Source organism: Lyngbya confervoides BDU141951 (assembly GCF_000817775.3).
GTDB lineage: Bacteria > Cyanobacteriota > Cyanobacteriia > Thermosynechococcales > Thermosynechococcaceae > Lyngbya > Lyngbya confervoides.
This window is the reverse complement of sequence record NZ_JTHE03000095.1, coordinates 1-18,868: the sequence shown is the minus strand read 5'-3', so window position 1 is coordinate 18,868 and position 18,868 is coordinate 1. Positions and strand designations below refer to the sequence as shown.

General features: G+C 51.8%; 11 protein-coding genes and 1 pseudogene. 8 read left to right on the top strand and 4 right to left on the bottom strand.

Going from position 1 to position 18,868, the window contains the following annotated elements; translation table 11 throughout:
- Positions 1 to 152 (bottom strand): annotated as a pseudogene (locus QQ91_RS16535) (photosystem II q(b) protein); the annotation flags it as partial.
- A gap of 318 nt (positions 153 to 470) precedes the next feature.
- On the opposite strand from QQ91_RS16535, the gene QQ91_RS16530 reads away from it, so the two are divergent.
- Positions 471 to 962 (top strand): hypothetical protein, encoded by a 492-nt coding sequence (locus tag QQ91_RS16530; protein WP_166283168.1) that lies wholly within the window; start codon positions 471 to 473, stop codon positions 960 to 962.
- 104 nt (positions 963 to 1,066) lie between these two features.
- Here the strand turns inward: QQ91_RS16530 and QQ91_RS16525 are convergent, their stop codons facing one another.
- Positions 1,067 to 1,603, bottom strand: a complete 537-nt coding sequence (locus tag QQ91_RS16525; protein WP_166283166.1) for a phycobiliprotein lyase — start codon at positions 1,601 to 1,603, stop codon at positions 1,067 to 1,069.
- Positions 1,604 to 1,955: 352 nt separating this feature from the next.
- Between QQ91_RS16525 and QQ91_RS16520 the strand changes: the two genes are divergently transcribed.
- Positions 1,956 to 2,513 (top strand): phycobiliprotein lyase, encoded by a 558-nt coding sequence (locus tag QQ91_RS16520; RefSeq protein WP_166283164.1) that lies wholly within the window; start codon positions 1,956 to 1,958, stop codon positions 2,511 to 2,513.
- A gap of 500 nt (positions 2,514 to 3,013) precedes the next feature.
- Positions 3,014 to 6,943, top strand: coding sequence for a hypothetical protein (locus tag QQ91_RS16515; RefSeq protein WP_166283162.1), 3,930 nt, complete (start codon positions 3,014 to 3,016; stop codon positions 6,941 to 6,943).
- Here QQ91_RS16515 and QQ91_RS16510 read toward each other — a convergent pair.
- Positions 6,926 to 9,538 (bottom strand): EAL domain-containing protein, encoded by a 2,613-nt coding sequence (locus QQ91_RS16510; protein WP_166283160.1) that lies wholly within the window; start codon positions 9,536 to 9,538, stop codon positions 6,926 to 6,928. The two genes, QQ91_RS16515 and QQ91_RS16510, sit on opposite strands and share 18 nt — an antisense overlap.
- 315 nt (positions 9,539 to 9,853) lie before the next feature.
- Complete coding sequence (locus tag QQ91_RS16505) at positions 9,854 to 10,147, bottom strand: hypothetical protein (protein ID WP_166283158.1); 294 nt, start codon at positions 10,145 to 10,147, stop codon at positions 9,854 to 9,856.
- Positions 10,148 to 10,466: 319 nt separating this feature from the next.
- Between QQ91_RS16505 and QQ91_RS16500 the strand changes: the two genes are divergently transcribed.
- The 5 genes from QQ91_RS16500 (at position 10,467) to QQ91_RS16480 (ending at position 18,762) form a co-directional block, all read left to right on the top strand.
- Positions 10,467 to 11,897 carry a form I ribulose bisphosphate carboxylase large subunit gene (locus QQ91_RS16500; RefSeq protein ID WP_166283156.1) on the top strand — a complete coding sequence of 477 codons (1,431 nt, stop codon included), beginning with the start codon at positions 10,467 to 10,469 and terminating at the stop codon, positions 11,895 to 11,897.
- A gap of 73 nt (positions 11,898 to 11,970) precedes the next feature.
- The gene (gene rcbX / locus QQ91_RS16495; protein ID WP_166283154.1) at positions 11,971 to 12,384 is read left to right on the top strand and encodes a RuBisCO chaperone RbcX; all 414 of its coding nucleotides are present in this window, start codon (positions 11,971 to 11,973) and stop codon (positions 12,382 to 12,384) included.
- A gap of 73 nt (positions 12,385 to 12,457) precedes the next feature.
- Complete coding sequence (locus QQ91_RS16490) at positions 12,458 to 12,787, top strand: ribulose bisphosphate carboxylase small subunit (RefSeq protein WP_166283152.1); 330 nt, start codon at positions 12,458 to 12,460, stop codon at positions 12,785 to 12,787.
- 183 nt (positions 12,788 to 12,970) lie between these two features.
- A complete protein-coding gene (locus QQ91_RS16485; protein WP_166283150.1) occupies positions 12,971 to 14,074 on the top strand; it encodes a RuBisCO accumulation factor 1 in 1,104 nt (367 codons plus the stop codon).
- A gap of 491 nt (positions 14,075 to 14,565) precedes the next feature.
- Positions 14,566 to 18,762, top strand: coding sequence for a DEAD/DEAH box helicase (locus QQ91_RS16480; protein WP_166283148.1), 4,197 nt, complete (start codon positions 14,566 to 14,568; stop codon positions 18,760 to 18,762).
- Positions 18,763 to 18,868 lie beyond the last annotated feature (106 nt).

Here is an 18,868-nt window from a genome sequence, read left to right as displayed (position 1 = left end):
GCGATGATGAAGCAAGTGGTAGCAGCTAGGAGGGTAGGGATCATCAGAACACCGAACCAGCCGATGTAAAGACGATTTTCTGTACTGGTGATCCAGCTACAGAAGCGCTCCCATGCACTGCTGCTCTCACGCTGTTGGAGAACTGTAGTCATGGTTGATAATTCCGAATCAAACAAAGATGAATGTATGACCTTATACTAAACGCTCTGTTTACTTTTGTAAAGTTTTATAAGATAAGTTAAAGCTTTGTTTGGCATGAGTTTTGCTTATATGGCATGAAGGCGATCGTCGCAAGTACCTTGGCCAGACTTTCGAGGATATGGAGCGAAGTCGGCTCAGAGGATTTGCCAGAACCGACTACCCTGGTCTAGGAATGATGGTTGAGCCGGAAGCGGCGATCGCAGAACTGTAGGGAACCCTGGCAGAATTGGGGGGAGAGATTGTAAAGCTATGGGTTAGGAGATCCGGCTATGGTCAAACGAGCGTTGAATCAAGTCAAGCGACTGGATAGAGGCCAGAGTCCCAAGGGCAAGGGTGGCAAAGTACCCCGCTGTGGTCTGTGCGGCAAGACGGGCAATTTGACTAAGACCAAGTGCTGCAACCACTGGATTTGTGACGACGAAGATCAGTACCGCTTATTCTCATTTGCTCACAATAGCTGTTCTCGCAACCATCGCCGCTATACCCTGTGTGCTGCTCACGATGTTGAAGGCCATGAGGGGCGCTGGCAAGATTGCCAGCAGTGCCGGGAGATGTTTGAAACAGAGATGTATGTCTACTACGGCACGAATGAATACAACTTTGAAAAGCTACCTAACCCGCCCAAGTATAGACCGACTCATTGCGCTGAATGCAATCGAGTGATTCGATTGGGCTATGACGGCTATTCTCATGGACCGGAGGGGTATCTGTGTGAAAAATGTACGAACAAAAAATTTGGAGAGTTGACTCCGCTGCGTTAGAGAGCCGAAGAGTCTCCAGGGAGAAGATTCCCGAGAGAGCGGTCTAAACAGGCTCAACTTCGACTTCGAACTCATCGGCGCCGGTGAGGATCGGCCAAGCGAACCTAGAGGCGCTTTTCTAGATACTGACCAATCATTTGCTCCTCACCGGCGCGAGAAATAATGGTTTGGCGGGTGCGGTATTGGTGGCCAATGAGCTTCAGCTCCTCCTCGAAGGAGGATTGGTCGTACTCCGTAAATAGGCGCATGGTGTGCTCATCCCGGAAGTCAAAGCGAGCCACGATGGGTTTGGGTGTGGCAAATCCGCGATCGCGGTAGAGCAATCCATCCCGTGCCCCAAATAGCGTTGAGCCCTGGGCTGGCTTACGGCTGGGACTGTCGTAATGGCTTTCCCAGGTGACTTCGGTTCCACAGCTCAAAAGCATTCCCTCCGGCAAATCGTGGAGTCGAGCTAGAGTCTGTAGCTCCTGACTGTCGGGAGTCAGGTAGCGAACCGTGATGTAGCTGGTGACCTCTTCTGTTTGATTATTCTTCAGCGTGTAATAGCGCCGCTGCGATCGCCATTGCCCTTCCGATGCTCGGAAAAATGCGATGACCAACTCATCAAGGGTGCGCGCTGGGCTGGAGAGGGAAAAGGTCATGGAAGCCTCACACAAAAGATTTTAGGTTGTCCTTAGCTCTAGTCTAACGAGAGCCTGTCAAGGTCAACTGTTTATATTGTTACAAAAATTTACCTTGTTTGCACCGTTTCCCAATTGTTTTTCAAGAAGAGTGAATGAGACGCCCTAGCATGCCCTCCTATTGTTACGGCCCAAGCCTTCGGGTTTCTTGTCTGAGGGCAGCGCGAGCCGCCAACGCAACAGGAGTTCTGCGCCAGTTTGGGTTTGGGGCATTGGTTGACCTCTCAACAACTGTTGCGATTTTGTGCGGGGATGAAGTGAGCTTGCCTAGATTAGCTATCGTAAGGAAGTGACCCCCAGAAGGAGTGATGTCGTGAGCGCTGCCCATGTTTTTCAGGACTTTTTTGACTGTTGTGTCGGGGATTGGGTGACTGAGCGCACCTATCACTACTTAACCCATCAACAGGTTGAGCGCTCCCACACCGAGTTCACCATTCATCCCCTCTCGCCGGTCCTCAAAAAAAAGGTGATCACCGACAACGGCTATGAAGAACTGGGGGACTTAAGCCCCTATCCTGGTTATCATCTTGCCTTTGAAACCGTCTCAGAAGCAGGAGAGCGCGTTGCCCATTCGCTGAATATGCTGTTTGTCTACGAACAGTCCGGCGATCTGCTGGTGGGCGACTACCTCCGCGATCGCGCCTACGAGGAAGCCAAACCCATGGTGGCCAAATTTCAATTTGATCCGCAGCTGCGGGAGCTGAAAATGCAGACCATCTATACCCGCATCGTCTCTGTTGACACCATTACCCTGGTCAATCCTAGCCTGCGAATCCGCAATATTTTGAACTATCACCGTCCCCCGGCGGATCAACCCCTCACCGATGTGGCCCTGGTGGGGTTTGGCGTAGAGCAGAAGCAGTCGAACTAGGCGATCCCTGTAACATTTCTTAAGAATTAAGGTGCCAATTTTTGTGGATCGATCCACAAAAAACCTGTTTCAGCAAGAAGAAAACTGAATTTATTCAGCTATTTCCAGGCCATGAAATCTGGAAATTAGACAAACTGAACCCTCCATTGTCCATCGAACTAGAGATGAGTGCGATCTCTATACATTGATGTCTATACACTAAACGTATTAAATGTGCTCTGTTGATTCTGGTTGGAACGCTGCATGATCATTGCCGTGGGCTAGGGGTTCCAGTCGACTCGATCCTCTGGGCTAAGGGTTGAAATTTTGTGAGTGTTCTGTCGGCATAGGATTGGTCAAGGAGTGGATTGCCACGGGTAAGAATTGGCACAATCCCCGCTCAGATGAGAGCGATCGCCCCCTAAGCTACATCTACTCCCCTGATCTCTGCTGATTCAACGGGCGGATTCAGCGCTGCGATGAGCGATGATCTGCCCTGGGTGTTTTGGGATCCAAGCTGTATGAATACTCCTGATCCGAATCGACTAGAGTTGATGCTTTGCATACAACCGGGCGCTGCTGACCTGGGGGTGGAGCTGCTGGAGGGATTAGAGCAGTGGGTGGCCCTCGGCCTGCTGTCAGAAACGCAGCTGCGCCACCTGTGTGCCCGATCCTTGAGTTGCCCCATCGCCCTGCCCTTGGCTCCTGGGTTGACCCACCCGAACCTACTGGCAGGGCTAGATATTTGGCTCCGTCTGGGACTGATTAGTGAGGAGCAAATGCGCTGCTGGAGCCGCGATCGCCTCAGCGTAAACTTGCCCAGCCGTTCCCCTGCCACCGCTGGAGCGGTGGTCGCCGCCCCCTTGCCCTCGGGGTCGCCCCCACCCAGTGCGCGATCGCCAGGCTGGCTGGCGCAAATCCTCCAGGCCTTGATGGATGAAATTAGCGTGCTGTGGCTGCTGTTTCTGGGCGTTTTTTTGGTGGTTGTCTCCTCGGCAATTCTGGCTGCGAGCCAGTGGGAAAACGTTCCTCCGGCTGGACAGTATGGCATTCTCTGGGGCTATACCGTCGTCGCCTGGCTGGTCAGTCACTGGCTCAGTCGCCGTGCCAATCTTCAGCTCACGGCCTGTACGCTTCAGTTGACCACCCTGCTGATTATTCCCGTGAACTTTTGGATGATTGATGCCTTTGCCTTGATTCAAGGCGGGCCTGGGATAGGCGTAGCCCTAGCGGCTGGGGGGACTCTCTCGGGTCTACTGTTGCTGACGCTGCAGCCTCGCGATGGACATCGCTGGTCTGGGTCTGGGCAGGGCTGGTTGGTGAGCGGTAATTTGCTGCTGCTGAGTTGGCTGCACTGGGGCTGGATGGTGAAACCCTGGGCAATTCTGGCGGTCTATCTGGGGATCATTGCCACCGGGCTCACCACGATTTATCTGGATATGCGCTGGCCCCAGCCTCAGATTCCGCGCCGCTATTGCTATGATGACTTGCTGCGGCTGACGCCCCTCTACGCGGTGTTGCTGCTCCTGTTGCGCGGCGGTTGGATTGCCCAAATGTCTGGGGCGTCGCTGGGGCTGGCGGTGGGGTTGGTGGGCGGTCTGTGGGGCTGGGTGGGCCGCCGATCGCTGCCGGGGGCCACCCTTTGGTGGTTGGCCGGGCTGGGTTTGCTCTTGATCGCACGGGTGATGGTGCTGTCGCAGGCGCCGATCCAGGCGGTGGTGATCACTGGCCTGGGGCTGGCACTCTTGGGCGATCGCCTGGTGCGCCGCTGGCCGATCTGGATTCTTTGGGTCATGTTTGGCGTGGGTCTGCAGGGGCTGTGGCCGATCTACTCGCTAATTCCCGCCCCGACGCGGGCTGAAATTGTGACCCAGGTTAGTGCGCTGGCCAGCCCCCGCTGGATGCCCCAGGCCCTGATCAGCTTGCTGGGTCTTCCCTACCTGTGGGGGTGTCTGTGGGGAGCGGGGCAACTGCGTAGCCAGCAGCAGCCCTCTCTGGCCCGTCAGCTGGATCTGCTGTGTCTGGGGTTTGGGAGTTTGCTGACCCTGCTGTGTCTGGGGAACCCGATCCTGCGCACCGCCTATCTGGGGTTGGTGACGGCAACGCTAGGTGTACGCCTGCGTCGGGGGTGCCAATCCCAGGGGGGAGCCGCACCGGGGCTGTTGGCCCTCACCCATGGTGTGGCCCTAGGAGCGATCGCCAGCGCCATTGATGTGACCTTGCCCACTCTTTCCGGGCGCGGTTGGGCCGTGGCGGCCTTGCTAGGGATGCTCTTGGAGTGGGGAGTTGCGGCTGGGAAACCCACCTCCCCCTGGCAGCGCAGTGCCTGGTGGGCGGGACTTCTGCTGGCGGCCATTGCCTATGGCACGCTCACGGCGCAAGAAGCTGAGCAGTATGGGGAATTTTTCTGGCTGTCGGGTACCACCACCCCCTGGACGCTCTTAACCTGGGTCATTCCCCTGAGTCTGGTCACTTTGGGCCGCTGGGGTCGCTTTCCCCAGGCCGTCGCGGCCCAGTGGCTGGGCGTGGGAGCGATTCTGGCGGCTCAGATGTTGTGCCTGGGGTCCACCCTACCGCGCACAGTGGGCTTGGGTCTGGCCACCGGGCTGATGGCTCTCAGTTCCCGGTCCCTGCCGGTGATCTTCCCGGCGGCGGCCACCCTGGGCTTTGCCCTGCTGATGGGAATGAATGGCTGGCTGTCCTACCGCCCTGGGCGTGACCATGTCTGGCTCTTTGCCCTGACGCCCCTCAGCAGTGTGCTGCTGCTGCTGCTGGCCCAGCAGCTACAGCGCCTTGGCCGCCTGGGTCTATATCAGCGGGCCTGTCTAGCCTGGAGTCGCTTTTTGGATTTAGGGATGGTCTTGGCCGTGGGCCTGGTGGCTGGGGTTTGTTTGGTCTTTCCGGCTGCCCCTCCCTCCCTGGCGCTGCAGTGGGGGGCTGGACTGACGGGAGTCGCCACACTCTGCCGGCTGTGGATACAGCCTGGCCCCGTTGCCTTGTATACCGCGGTGGTGGCCCTTGAGGCGGGCCTGGGTCTGGGAGCGACGCTCACCGATCGCCCCTACGAAACCATTGCGCTGGGAACCCTGACGGTGGGGCTAGTCCTGACCCAGATCGGGTTGATTTGTCCCCCCCTGCGTCGCTCCATTTCACCGCTGCATTGGCAGTTGTTGTCCTGTTGTCTGGCGGGCTGGGGCTGGCTGGTGGGCCACCATGATTTTCTGCCCTATACCGGCTTGTATACCTTGGGGGCGGGGTTGATTTTGCTGCTGGTGGGGCGACAGGCCTGGATAGGGGCCACCTACCTGGGATTGGCTGCCACCACCTTTGGGGTTTACGAACTGCTGGTCTACCAGCTGTTGCAGCAGGGAGGGCCGCATCCGGGGGATGCGCTGATTCTGTTGGCGGGCGTAGCGGCGGCGGTGGCCCTGGGCGATCGCCTCCTAGTGCGCTGGAGCCCGTGGTTGCTGCGCCTGACCCGACCACAGTTTTTACCAGTGGCCCATCTGCACTGGCTCCTGGCCGGGGTTTTCCTGGGAACGGCGCTGGTGGCTCCGATGCGGCCCTGGGCAGAAGCTGCCTGGATTGGCTTGATGCTGCTGTTGGGGGGCTATGCTCTAGCCGCAGGCCGTCGCGAACCGAGCTTTGTGTCCGCCGGAATCGGTCAGGGGCTAGCGGCCATCGCCTTTGGGTTGGCTCAGGCCCTGCCCCCCGATCTGCTGGGTCGCTGGGGGGCAGCCATGGCAGTGGTCGCTGCCCTGGGCCTGTTTTATCTTCCCTGGCACCGCTGGGGTTGGGAGGTGACCCCTGGGCAGCGCCTGGCCATTCTCCTCCCTGGCGGCGTGGTGCTGATCACGCTGTTTTCGGTGGGCCTGAGTAGCGTGCTGCTGACGAGCGCCTGGTATTTTTGGGTGGGGCAGCGCCCCAGGCTGCTGCGGCTCTCCTACCTGGGGATTGGGCTGGCTAACTGGGCCAGCCTGGATCTGGTGGACCGCTGGTTAGGGGTTACCATCCTCTGGATCTCGCTGCTGCTGGGCGGCTCGATGTTACTGATTGTGCATCTAGAGCCGCTGCTGCAATCGCCCCGGCAGCGAGAGTTGCGCCACTGGCTGCGCTGTGCTGCCCTGGGGCTGATGGCCGTGACGGCCCTACTTGAATCCCAGGGCGATCTGCTGGGGTCGTTGCTGACGGTCCTGGCGGGGTTGATCCTGGGCGGGGTGGGGGTCATGCTGCAGGTGCGCGCCTGTCTCTACGTGGGCACCCTGCTGTTTATGGTCAAAACCCTGCTGCTGCTCTGGTCCTTCGTGGCGGATCATTCATTTTTGCTGTGGGCCTTAGGGATTGCCCTGGGGCTATTGCTGATTTGGATTGCCGCCACCTTTGAGGCTCGTCGCAGTCAGGCGATCGCCCTGTTAGACTACTGGGTCGATGCTCTACAGCGCTGGCAATGACCCGGTTTTGGGGTCTAAGACTGTGGCTTTGAGGCGGTCGGCATCCATCGGTTTGGCAAACAGGTACCCCTGGCCATACTCGCATCCCAGTTCAACCAGACGTTGGGCTTGATCCTCGTGCTCGACACCTTCTGCCACCACGTCCATATTGAGGTTGTGAGCCAGATTAATGATTGTGCGGATAATTTCTATCCCATTCTCCTGGAGCATGGCGTCAATGAACGACCGGTCAATTTTGAGCGTATCAATGGAAAACGATTTGAGATAGTTGAGCGAAGAATAGCCTGTGCCAAAGTCATCCATCATGAGGCGAACGCCCAGGGCCTGGATCTGCTCAAACTTGCGAGCAATGATCTGGGGATTATGCATGGCCACCCCCTCGGTAATCTCCAGCTTGAGCTGGTGGGGTTGGATCTGCTGGCGCCTGATAACCTCCTCCACCCGTGCGACAAAGTCATGTTCGAGGAACTGACGGCTCGAGATATTGAGGCTCATCGAGAGAGGGTGATAGTGCTCAGACCAGCACCGCAGCTGTTCACAGGCCGTCTCGATCACCCACCAGCCAATGGGCACAATTAGCCCTGTGTCCTCGGCCACGGGAATAAAATCGGCTGGCGCCACGAGGCCGCGGGTGGGATGATCCCAGCGAATCAAGGCTTCTACTCCCACTGTCTGGCGCGAGTCCAGTGTCAAAATGGGCTGGTATAGGAGCTGGAATTCCTGCCGTTGTAGGGCTTTTTGTAAATCGCTTTCCAGAGTGAGCTGCCGAATAGAATGGCCTCGCATGCTGCTACCGTAGAGCGCGAGCTGGTTTTTGCCCAAATGTTTCGCCTGATACATGGCCGTATCTGCGTTTTGGAGGAGGTCGGCGGCGGCGGACGTACTGTGATCCGAAAGGGCAATTCCGATACTGGCGCTGGTAAAGATTTCGTGGCCCTGGATGGGAATGGCAGTTCTTAAAACCGCCAGGATTTTATGGGCGGTTCTGAGGGCATCATCAATCTTCTCAATTGAATGGAGGAGAACCACGAACTCGTCACCTCCTAACCGTGCTACGGTGTCCTCGGCTCGCAAACATTGTTGCAGGCGATGGGCCACTTCAATGAGCAGTTCATCTCCGGCGCTATGGCCCAGACTGTCATTGATTAACTTAAACCGATCGAGATCTAAAAACAAAACGGCGCACTTGGCCTCTGGGGTGCGCTTTAAATGCTTGAGGGCTTGATTGAGCCGATCTAAAAACAGAGTTCGGTTGGGAAGGCCTGTCATGCCATCGTGGAGAGCATCATGGGCCAGCTGGGTTTTGGCCAAATGGTGATCGTGGATATCGGCTTGGGACCCAGCGATGCGAATGGCCTGGCCTTGATCATTGCGAAGGGCCAGGCCGCGCGCCCGCACCCAGCGGTAGTTTCCATCCTGGTTCAGAATGCGATATTCACTTTCAAAGTGCGGAATGCAGCCATTGCAGTGTAATTTAATTTCCTGGGTAACCCGGTCCAGGTCATGGGGATGGATTCGGGAAAACCACTCCTTGGGGTCGGCGCTGATCTGGGACTCACTGTAGCCGCTCATGGCTTTCCAGCGCGCAGAGACATAGAGCCGATCTGCAACTAGATCCCAGTCCCAGATACCATCGTTGGCCCCATTGGCGGCGGCGGCGTAGCGGGCTTTGGCCTCAACCAGGGTTTGTTCTAAATTTTTGCGCTGGGTAATTTCAGTAAAATAGGAGCGAATCACCTGACTTTGTAAAATGCAGTGGATAGACTGCTCATAGACGCAGCCGCCCACCATGACTTCGCGGGTTAGAGTTTGAATTCTGCCGTGGTCTAAGGTCTCCATGAGTCCCGCAACCACCGCAGCGGTTTCCCCCAGGATTAAGTTTTGAAACTGAATGGCGGCCATGGGATTGTAGTAGGTAATCTGGCCGCTCAGGTCGGTTTCAATGATTGCATGGGGGGCAAGTTCGGCAAAGGAGGAGAGCCGCGCCAGGATCATTTCATGGTGTTTTAGGCTCTCATCGGGCTTGATCTGACCGCCCTGGGTTGATTTGGGAAACAGCTGTGCTCCGGGGGCTAGGTTGGGAGCCAATTGGGGAATGGGAAATTCGCTGACCGCTACCGTTGGGTCAAGCCGTTTGTCATGGCGATTGGAAACGATGTGGTAGCGAATGGACCATTCTTCGCCGAAGGAAATGATATCCTGGTCTTTGAGGGTACAGGCAGATCTTCGCTTTCCGTTCACCCATAGGCCGTTTCGACTACGCTTCCCGTTAAAGTCGCCATCAAAGATGCGGAAATGATATTGTTTCTCGGTGGGGCTAAGAATTCGAATTAGATAGGCGTGGTGCCGCGAGGCGGTGGGAGAGTCTAGAACAATCGAATTGGCCTCGTGACGACCGATGGTATAGGAGGAACTTTCGAGTAAAAGCAGCCGTGATTTGTCTTGCTGTGAAAAGGTGAGGAGATGGTAAATCCCTTGATCGCCTCGTTGAAATGCGCTGTACTCAGGCGATCGAGACGAAGATTGTGATTCCGCCGCGTCGAGATGAAGAGGAATCGTATATTCTTCATCTGTGGGAGTTACTTTACAGTACATTTTGTCAATTTAATACGCGCGAACCACCGTGAAGGGGATCCCTGGCGTGCTGAGGAGTAGACAAAGATCATGACTGCCCTCAGACTGGGTCATACTTTCCAATCTTTGGGGCTAATTTAATTATTCCCTTGGTAAAAAGAAATCGATCCTGGGTCGGCTGAGGCTAGTGGGTGCTTGACGATGTCAAGGCTGTGGAACCCCTCTCTGAGCCCTCCGGCCTGACTCACCAGCCCCCCAGGCGGTTAGCTCCTGAGGGATCTGCTTTGTAAAAAAAAACTGTATAAAATTAATTTGTGCGCTAAATACGCTTAACATTTATAAGCAGGTTGTCGCATCATGGCGACTACCGCCTTGATCCAGATAGCGGCGCAGGACCGTGATGGTTCGCCGATCCGTGAGTGCGCCCAGGACAATTGCTGCCGCCGTGCGTGATTTTGAAATGACCGAATATATACCGAATATATACCGTTCTAGGTGTTGAAACCCAGCAGCGACCCTTCCCCTGCTCAGGGCCGGTTTGGACGTGGTGAGGGATCCCTGTCGTTCCCGCCGGTGGAGGATGTCAATTTTGTAAATCTGGCGGAGGATGCTGTTGATGTGTGAGTACATGTACTCATAAAAATTATGGGTGTCTTTCCAGAGGGAGAGATGCTTAATTCCAATGATAAGGAAAATTTATAAAAAAAATAATAACGTTCAAAATTAGACTTATCAAATGTCTGATAGGTTTTTATAGAGAAGCTAAAAAGTTAAGCCTCAAGACACTACTCTTAAGGGTTAGGCGAGTTTGCTCCTAAAACTGGCAATTGGCAGCGGTTTGCGGCTGTGGCTAAGCACTGGGATGAACGCTGAACCGGGTCAAAACTGGTTCAGCAGGCTTCTGATGGTTATTGCACATTCTTATTGATTGAAGAATTGGAAGGGAGACATGTCTTACTCTCAAACGAAGACTCAGGCCCGTTCTGGCTATGAAGCCGGGGTTAAGGATTACAAGCTGACGTATTACACTCCGGACTACACGCCTAAGGATACGGATATCTTGGCTGCCTTTCGGATGACGCCTCAGCCGGGGGTTCCTCCGGAGGAGGCGGGTGCTGCGGTTGCGGCGGAATCTTCCACTGGAACTTGGACGACGGTTTGGACGGATCTGCTGACTGACCTCGATCGCTACAAGGGTCGTTGTTATGAAGTTGAGCCAGTCCCGGGCGAGGACAACCAATATATTGCCTATGTGGCCTATCCCCTGGATCTCTTTGAGGAAGGGTCTGTTACAAACCTGTTGACCTCTTTGGTCGGAAACGTGTTTGGATTTAAGGCGCTGCGAGCTCTGCGTCTGGAGGATTTGCGGATTCCAGTGGCCTACCTGAAGACCTTCCAGGGGCCTCCTCACGGTATTCAGGTGGAACGGGACAAGATTAACAAGTATGGACGTCCGCTCCTGGGCTGTACGATTAAGCCCAAGCTGGGTCTGTCGGCGAAGAACTATGGTCGCGCGGTTTATGAGTGTCTGCGCGGTGGTCTGGACTTCACTAAGGACGATGAGAACATTAACTCCCAGCCCTTCCAGCGCTGGCGCGATCGCTTTCTGTTTGTGGCGGATGCGATTCATAAGGCACAGGCAGAAACGGGTGAGGTGAAGGGGCACTATCTCAACGTGACTGCGGCGACTTGCGAAGAGATGTTCAAGCGGGCTGAGTTCGCCAAAGAGCTGGAAATGCCCATCATCATGCACGATTTCTTGACGGCTGGTTTTACTGCCAACACCAGCTTGGCCCACTGGTGCCGGGATAACGGGTTGTTGCTGCACATCCACCGGGCGATGCACGCGGTGATTGATCGTCAGAAGAATCACGGGATTCACTTCCGCGTTCTGTCCAAGTGTTTGCGGATGTCTGGTGGTGACCACATTCATACGGGAACCGTGGTGGGTAAGCTTGAAGGTGAAAAAGGAATCACCATGGGGTTTGTGGATCTGCTGCGTGAGAACTACGTTGAACAGGACCGTAGCCGTGGAATTTATTTCACCCAGGACTGGGCTTCCATGCCGGGGGTTATGGCTGTGGCCTCGGGTGGTATTCACGTCTGGCACATGCCTGCTCTGGTTGAAATCTTCGGCGATGATGCGGTGCTCCAGTTTGGAGGTGGAACCTTGGGTCACCCCTGGGGGAATGCTCCGGGTGCAACGGCGAACCGGGTTGCTCTGGAAGCTTGTATTCAGGCGCGTAATGAAGGTCGCGACATGATGCGTGAAGGAGGCGACATCATCCGTGAGGCTTGCCGATGGAGTCCTGAACTGGCTGCTGCTTGTGAGCTGTGGAAGGAAATCAAGTTCGAATTTGAGGCGATGGATACGGTCTAATTCGAAATGCGCATTGTAGAGTGGGGCGAAGGACTCGGCTCTACGATGTGTTTCCTCCTGCTGGGGTTGTCCGATGGACGTGAAGCAAGTTGCTAAAAATACCGTTAAAACCGTTATCAGTTATCTCACCTATGAAGCGGTGAAGACGGTGCTTGCTCAGCTCCACCAAACTGATCCGCCGCGAGCCTTTTGGCTCCATCAGTTTTCTTCCCGAGACAAAATTCAGGATGGGGAAGCCTATCTTGAAGCGCTGTTTCAGGAGCGTCAGGATCTTGCTTTTCGTATTTTGACGGTTCGCGAGGCTCTGGCTACGGAAATTGTGGAGTTTTTGCCGGAGATGGTTCTCACGGGTGTTCAACAAGCCAATATGAACCTGCGTCGGCAGCAGCTAGAGCGGATGACAAGACTGGATTTGAAGACTAACCCCGAATTGGATGAATCTAATTTTTCTGACGGTTCTAGTTCTGCTGGGTCGTCCTCTGAGTGAGAGGAGTTGTTCGCGACGCCTCAAGACCTCCTAACACTGCGGTTACTTCCGTTTCATATTGATTGAGGAAATCATGAAAACTTTACCTAAAGAGCGTCGTTACGAGACTTTTTCCTACCTGCCTCCGCTAACGGATAGCCAGGTTGTGAAGCAGTTGGAATATACTTTGAGCCAGGGGTATTTTCCCTGTGTTGAGTTCAATGAGGATTCTGCTGCAGAGACTTATTACTGGACAATGTGGAAGCTGCCTTTGTTCAATGCCACTTCTCCCCAAGAGGTTCTGAATGAGGTTCAGCAGTGTCGCTCTGAATATCCCAACTGCTACATTCGAATTGTTGCCTTTGATAACATCAAGCAGTGTCAGGTGATGAGCTTCATTGTTCACAAGCCCAGTAAGTACTAAGCGCAAGGCTTGAGTCAACCGTTAACGGACTGTTGTGCTTTAACGGTTGATATTGGTCATACGGACAAGGGGGGGCGCGATCGCGCCCCCCCTTGTTTATTAAGTTAGTTGGGGATAACTTCCACATTTAGACGTGCCTCATGGAAGAATTGATTGTAGGTCTCTCCGCGCGGGTTGATGCAGATGTCTCAGTTTAATCCTTCCCAATCTTTTGCTTCTGGCACTTCTGAAACTTTGGCAGAGGCAGAGCGCGATCGCCTGCTACAAATGCTGAGACGGAAAGAGGAGACTTGGCCGGAGTGGGGACGAGCCTGTCAAATACTGCAGAAAGCTGGATATTCACCGCAGTCTATTTTTGAAGCTACAGGGTTCGAGCCTATTCAACAAAATCAAATCATTGTATCATTTCAAATATATACAAACTTGTATGATTTGAAGGCGCCTAACGTTGTTTTAGATTACTTTGCAGAACGTCGAAGTGATGTTTTGTACGAGTTTAGAATCTTAGGTCAACGTGATCGGGTTAAGGCCGCTACATTGGCAGTGGAACATCAGCTTGATGCAGATGAGGCCCATCTCATTGCCAAAGATTTGCGAGATGTGGCTCGAGTCCAGGAGCTTCCGCAGGGATTTACGGAAGCTCCTGGCGATATGGTGGCCTATGAATGCTGGCGATTAGCACGTCAGCAGTCCGATCTTCAGGAGCGATCGCGCTTGATTGGACGTGGTCTCAGGTTTGTATCGAGTCAGGAGGCACGCCAGCACCTGGAAAAGCTCCTAACGGATTTTTCCGTTGTGAAACCACTAATGGCGCCGACGTTGCCTTTATATCGTCTAGATCAATCGGATGATATGCCAAGGATAGTGCCAGTGATTGGGCGTTGGCCCCTAGTCACTCATGACTTGGTCTCAGTACCCGTAATCGCGTCAGAGAGTTCGTTTCAAGTAGTTCAACATCATTCGGCGGCAGCCTGGGTTGCCATCCCAGGGTGGCAGGTTCTGCTTCAGGCTGAAGACCCCATGGCATTTCTTGCTAGCAGTGATGAGTTGTCTCTGCCTATTCCTGACCCTGTAGAAGAAGTGCTAGTCATTTTAGATAGATCTCAGCGACAGTGGTCTGGAGACTCCTATTTCCTCTACGAAGAACAGGGCGTTTTGCGTGCAAATTGGTTCTCTTCCAATCCAGAGATGAAGCTTCTTGGACGCATTATTTTAATTATCCGGCCCCACAGAATATCTAAAGACTTGTCTTCACTAGAGTCGGATCTATGGCAAGTTGATGAATAGCTATCCTTTAGGCGCATTCGAGTCGGTGTTGGCACAAATGGATGAGTTCCCCCAAGCCAGACGATACAAAAATTTTACACAGCCTCAAATGCCCACACTGCATTCTGTCCCGGCTTAAATTGGTGGCCAGTGCAGGACTTGCCCACAAAGCTGACAGGCTGGCCAAGGAGTTGCTGCAGTTCCCAGGCGATTGAGTTCAGTCTCTGCCAACCACCGCGCTACCCACAATCCCGCTTGCAGCACCAACCACCTCTGAACGAGTCATACAAAGCAAGCTTATACGGGGATCGGAATCCTGACAGTTAAGTTCTAATCGCTTCGTCACTTAAAAGTGCTTACTCGTTCTGTAACCCATGCGCTTTAGCCATGGGTTACAGAACGTCGGCCATTGCTTATAAGATAAAAAGATACTCTCTTAGAACTGTCAGTGAACAGTCAAGAGATGAATAGCGTAAATACTATTCACAAATTATAAATTGAGTCTTTGAGTTATGCTAGCTCAGTCAGCCGAACAACGACGTATGGAACTTCAGGAAAGTTTTGCAAAACTTTCACCATCAGATCGATTACTCATAGAACTCTATTCCGTGATCTATGAGCCCGTAAAAATAGACAGCATTAAAAAGTGTCTGGCAAAGCTTCCCAAAAAATTTCGCGAAAAAGTGAACGGAGACTCAACACTGAGTAAATCAATCCGAAATCTCACCAAACTCAGGCTTCTCAAAAAGTGTCAAGCTCAACAATATCAATGTAATCCACTTATTGTTGAAATTATCACCCGGTCTCTTGTTCAAAATCAAAGCATTCAGAGCTTCACAAAGGCAGTTCATCTGGCTCTTCCGATGGCCTTAAATTGGAGAGGAAAGCCTATCATTCGATCCATGGGTAGGCTGATTCGTGAAATTCGAATTGGACTGTATACCCATGATATTGACCATGTCGAACTTATACTTGAGAACTCACCCTTACCTGATCTTGGGTTGCATGATAGTCACTATGATATCATTCATGAAATCATAGATAATCCATTTGATGGAGCCTGGTTCCAAACATTGCCAGATTATTTCCAGATTCCAATCTTCTACAACAATCTAAATGAGTCGGTTTTTACCCTGACGCCTGCAGAAGAAATGTTTCTACTGCTTGAAAATAAAGTGGTAGAGGATGACTTTAACATCGCATTATGGCCATTATTGGCCTCCCAGCTTTTTTATCGTGGAATGTTCTCAGAGGTGGAAATTCTATGTGAAGATCCACCGTTAGAATATCTAAAGCATCACTACCTTGGAGTTGTTGCAGCTGTTCAAGGAGATCACATTAGAGCTTTAGAACATTTTCAGGCAAGTCTCAAGCAGAAGAAAAAAGAAACCTCTGGTAGCCCAATTTTTTTGGAGAGCTTAGCCGGAGTCTTGTTTATCTTGGCAAGTATGAAATGTCAGGACAAAGGTAAGGTTCAAATTGCTAAACAGCAAATTCACCAAATGGTTCAAGGGAAACACATCTTTTCTGATGTGCTAGAGATGCTGGCCCTGATCATCGATTATCAGGCGGGAGATATCTTGCAACGTGAAAAGATTCGCCACTTTAAGGTCTTACCCCTCACAGCAGGCAATGGAATTAGCACCTTATTGATCGCCTTGGGATGGTACTGGGTGATGCCCAAGGAGGCTAAAAAACTAGCCCCTATTATTGATGAAGTTTTAGAACAAGCGCTAAGGGCTAATTATGATTGGATTGCGGCTGAAAGTGCCTATCTTCTCCAAAAGTTAGAGCCCAATAAAGAGCATCTTGTACGAGTCAAATCTCTGCTAGCAACGCGTCAGATTGTGCCAATGGTTGATTTAATTCAACCTGTTGAACCCTGGGAATTATGTCTCACAGCCCTGACCCAGCTGAACCAGCCCGAAAGTCTGAGTCAGCCCGTTGTCACAGTTAACCGCCTTGTCTGGTTTTTAAATGTCAATCAGCATGGCTGGGCGTTGATACCAAAGGAGCAAAAAATTAATGCCAAGGGAACCTGGAGCAAAGGGAGAGTCATCTCACTCAAACGACTTGCCCAGTCTGATCAGCTAGATAATTTTGATTATTTAAGTGAACAAGATCGTCGCATTTGTCGTTGTATTGAGTCTACCTATCAGGACCGATACTCCTATTATTACAATGTCGATTACAAGCTCACTGATCGTGCTCTTCAGGAATTGGTGGGTCATCCACTTGTATTTTGGGAAAGTGCTCCTGACATTAGGGTTGAGGTTGTCTCTGGCGAACCTGAAATTTTAGTCAAGCAGACCTCAGCAGATTCTCTATTGCTCGAGCTATCCCCCCCGATCAAGGTAGGGCAAAGCACCATTATTCAAAAAGAAACGCTGACACGAGTGAAGGTCATTCCAGTTAAACCAGAGCATGAACGGATTGCAATTATTCTGGGCTCACAGAATGCCCTAACCGTTCCCCTAGAAGCAAAGGAACGGGTTTTAGAAGCCATTAATTCTATCTCTAATTTGGTCACGGTACACTCAGATATTGGAGGTGGGAATGAATCCATTGAAGAATTACCTGCTTCTTCAACTCCTCATCTCCAGTTATTTCCGCTAAATGAGGGCTTAAACGTCAAAATATTAATCCGCCCTTTTGGTTCTGTCGGCCCTTACTTTTCTCCGGGACAAGGTGGAATAACTGTAATTTCAGAAATTGAAGGAGTCCGAAAACTCACAAAACGAGATCTTTCTGCTGAGATTCAATCCGCAGAAAAAATTATTCAATCTTGTTCCGTCTTGAAGAATATTTCATCTGAGAATTACGAATGGATTTTAGATGAAGTAGAAGACTGTTTAGAGGTCTTGCTCAGTCTACAAAGCCTGGACAGTCAGTTAGTGTTGGAATGGCCAGAAGGTGAAAAATTCAAACTGAAACCAATGTTCAGCCTAGATCAGTTTCGTATGAGTCTGAAGCGTCAACGAGACTGGTTTGCAGTGGAGGGAGAAATTCAACTCGATTCTGAACAAGTTTTAAATATTCAACAATTAATTCTGTTGCTTGAAAAGTCAAAAGGACGTTTTTTGCCCTTAGGCGATGGTCAATTTCTAGCGTTGACAGAAACTTTCCGGAAACGCTTAGAAGAACTACAGGCCATTAGCGAGCAATCTGGTAGTGGCAGACGACTGAATCCTCTTGCTTCACTGGCTTTAGAGGATTGGCTAGATGAAGTTGGAGAGCTGCAGGTAGATCGGCATTGGCAGGAGCATCTTCAACGTCTTGAGCAGGTGAGAGTCCTTGAACCACAATTGCCTTCGACCTTGCAAGCAGAATTGAGAGACTATCAAATTGAAGGATTTCAATGGTTAGCCCGATTATCGGCATGGGGGGTTGGGGCTTGTTTAGCCGATGATATGGGACTGGGTAAAACTTTACAAGCCCTTGCGATGATCCTAACCCGTGCGCCGAAAGGCCCAACCCTAGTGATTGCACCCACCTCAGTTGGCATGAATTGGAGCACTGAAGTGGGGCGATTTGCCCCCACGCTCAATCCAATTCAATTGGGAAGCAGTAATCGTCAAAAGCAAATTGAGAATTTACAACCCTTTGACCTGCTGATCTGTAGTTATGGGTTACTGCAGCAACCGAAGGTGTCTCAAATGCTATCGGAGGTCCAATGGCAAGTCGTGGTGTTAGATGAGGCTCAGGCCATTAAGAATGCCTCAACGAAGCGTTCCAAAGCGGCGATGAAACTTCAAGGAGAATTCAAGTTACTGACGACCGGAACCCCTATTGAAAATCATTTGGGTGAATTATGGAACCTCTTCCGCTTCATTACGCCAGGGTTGCTAGGGTCCCTCGAGCAGTTCAATCAGCGTTTTGCTTATCCCATTGAGCGAGATGAAAACTTAATCGCTAAACATCAACTCAAAAAGTTAATTCAGCCGTTTATTTTGAGACGCACCAAAGCAGAGGTATTAGATGAGCTACCCTCTCGCACTGAAATTCCACTCTACGTAGACCTCAGCCCTAAAGAGAAAGAGCTCTATGAAGCACTCCGTCAAACAGCAATTCAAACGTTATCTGATTCAGATGCAGTGGCAGGAACCAAACATTTACAGGTTTTAGCTGAAATCACAAAACTTCGACGTTGCTGCTGTAATCCACAACTCGTGGTGCCTTCAGATATTTTACCAGGACGCTGCTCCAAGTTAGAGGTTTTTGCAGAAGTTCTGGAAGAGTTATTAGCCAATCATCATAAAGCCTTAGTGTTTAGCCAGTTTGTAGATCACCTAGCAATACTGCGTGATTTTTTGGATGAAAAGCAAGTTTCCTATCAGTACTTAGATGGGAGCACCCCTGCGAAACAGAGAAAAGCTAGAGTGGAAGCCTTTCAGGCCGGAGAAGGGGATGTTTTCCTCATTAGCTTGAAAGCAGGCGGTACGGGATTAAATCTAACGGCAGCAGATTATGTGATTCATATGGATCCGTGGTGGAATCCTGCGGTAGAGGACCAAGCCTCAGACCGTGCTCATCGCATAGGCCAAACACGACCTGTCACTATTTATCGCTTGATTACTCGCAATACCATTGAGGAAAAAATTGTTGATTTACATCGTCAAAAACGTGACCTTGCAGATAGTCTATTAGAAGGTGCTGATATGAGTGGCAAGATCTCTACGGAGGCGTTGCTAGAATTAATTCAGAAATAGTTGACTCCAAGTAACTACTCAGGCTGAAATAAGAAAGGTTTGGGGCTTCCAGAAAATAGAGCAATGAGAGCATCCACGACATTGTGTCCTTGCTTCCGCAAAGTTG

What these genes read in the sequence shown, in the direction of transcription:
- QQ91_RS16500 (WP_166283156.1), top strand. Translation starts at nt 10,467, where the DNA reads ATGTCTTACTCTCAAACGAAGACTCAGGCCCGTTCTGGCTATGAAGCC.
- rcbX (WP_166283154.1), top strand. Translation starts at nt 11,971, where the DNA reads ATGGACGTGAAGCAAGTTGCTAAAAATACCGTTAAAACCGTTATCAGT.
- QQ91_RS16505 (WP_166283158.1), bottom strand. Translation starts at nt 10,147, where the DNA reads ATGTACTCACACATCAACAGCATCCTCCGCCAGATTTACAAAATTGAC.
- QQ91_RS16530 (WP_166283168.1), top strand. Translation starts at nt 471, where the DNA reads ATGGTCAAACGAGCGTTGAATCAAGTCAAGCGACTGGATAGAGGCCAG.
- QQ91_RS16480 (WP_166283148.1), top strand. Translation starts at nt 14,566, where the DNA reads ATGCTAGCTCAGTCAGCCGAACAACGACGTATGGAACTTCAGGAAAGT.
- QQ91_RS16525 (WP_166283166.1), bottom strand. Translation starts at nt 1,603, where the DNA reads ATGACCTTTTCCCTCTCCAGCCCAGCGCGCACCCTTGATGAGTTGGTC.
- QQ91_RS16510 (WP_166283160.1), bottom strand. Translation starts at nt 9,538, where the DNA reads ATGTACTGTAAAGTAACTCCCACAGATGAAGAATATACGATTCCTCTT.
- QQ91_RS16490 (WP_166283152.1), top strand. Translation starts at nt 12,458, where the DNA reads ATGAAAACTTTACCTAAAGAGCGTCGTTACGAGACTTTTTCCTACCTG.
- QQ91_RS16485 (WP_166283150.1), top strand. Translation starts at nt 12,971, where the DNA reads ATGTCTCAGTTTAATCCTTCCCAATCTTTTGCTTCTGGCACTTCTGAA.
- QQ91_RS16515 (WP_166283162.1), top strand. Translation starts at nt 3,014, where the DNA reads ATGAATACTCCTGATCCGAATCGACTAGAGTTGATGCTTTGCATACAA.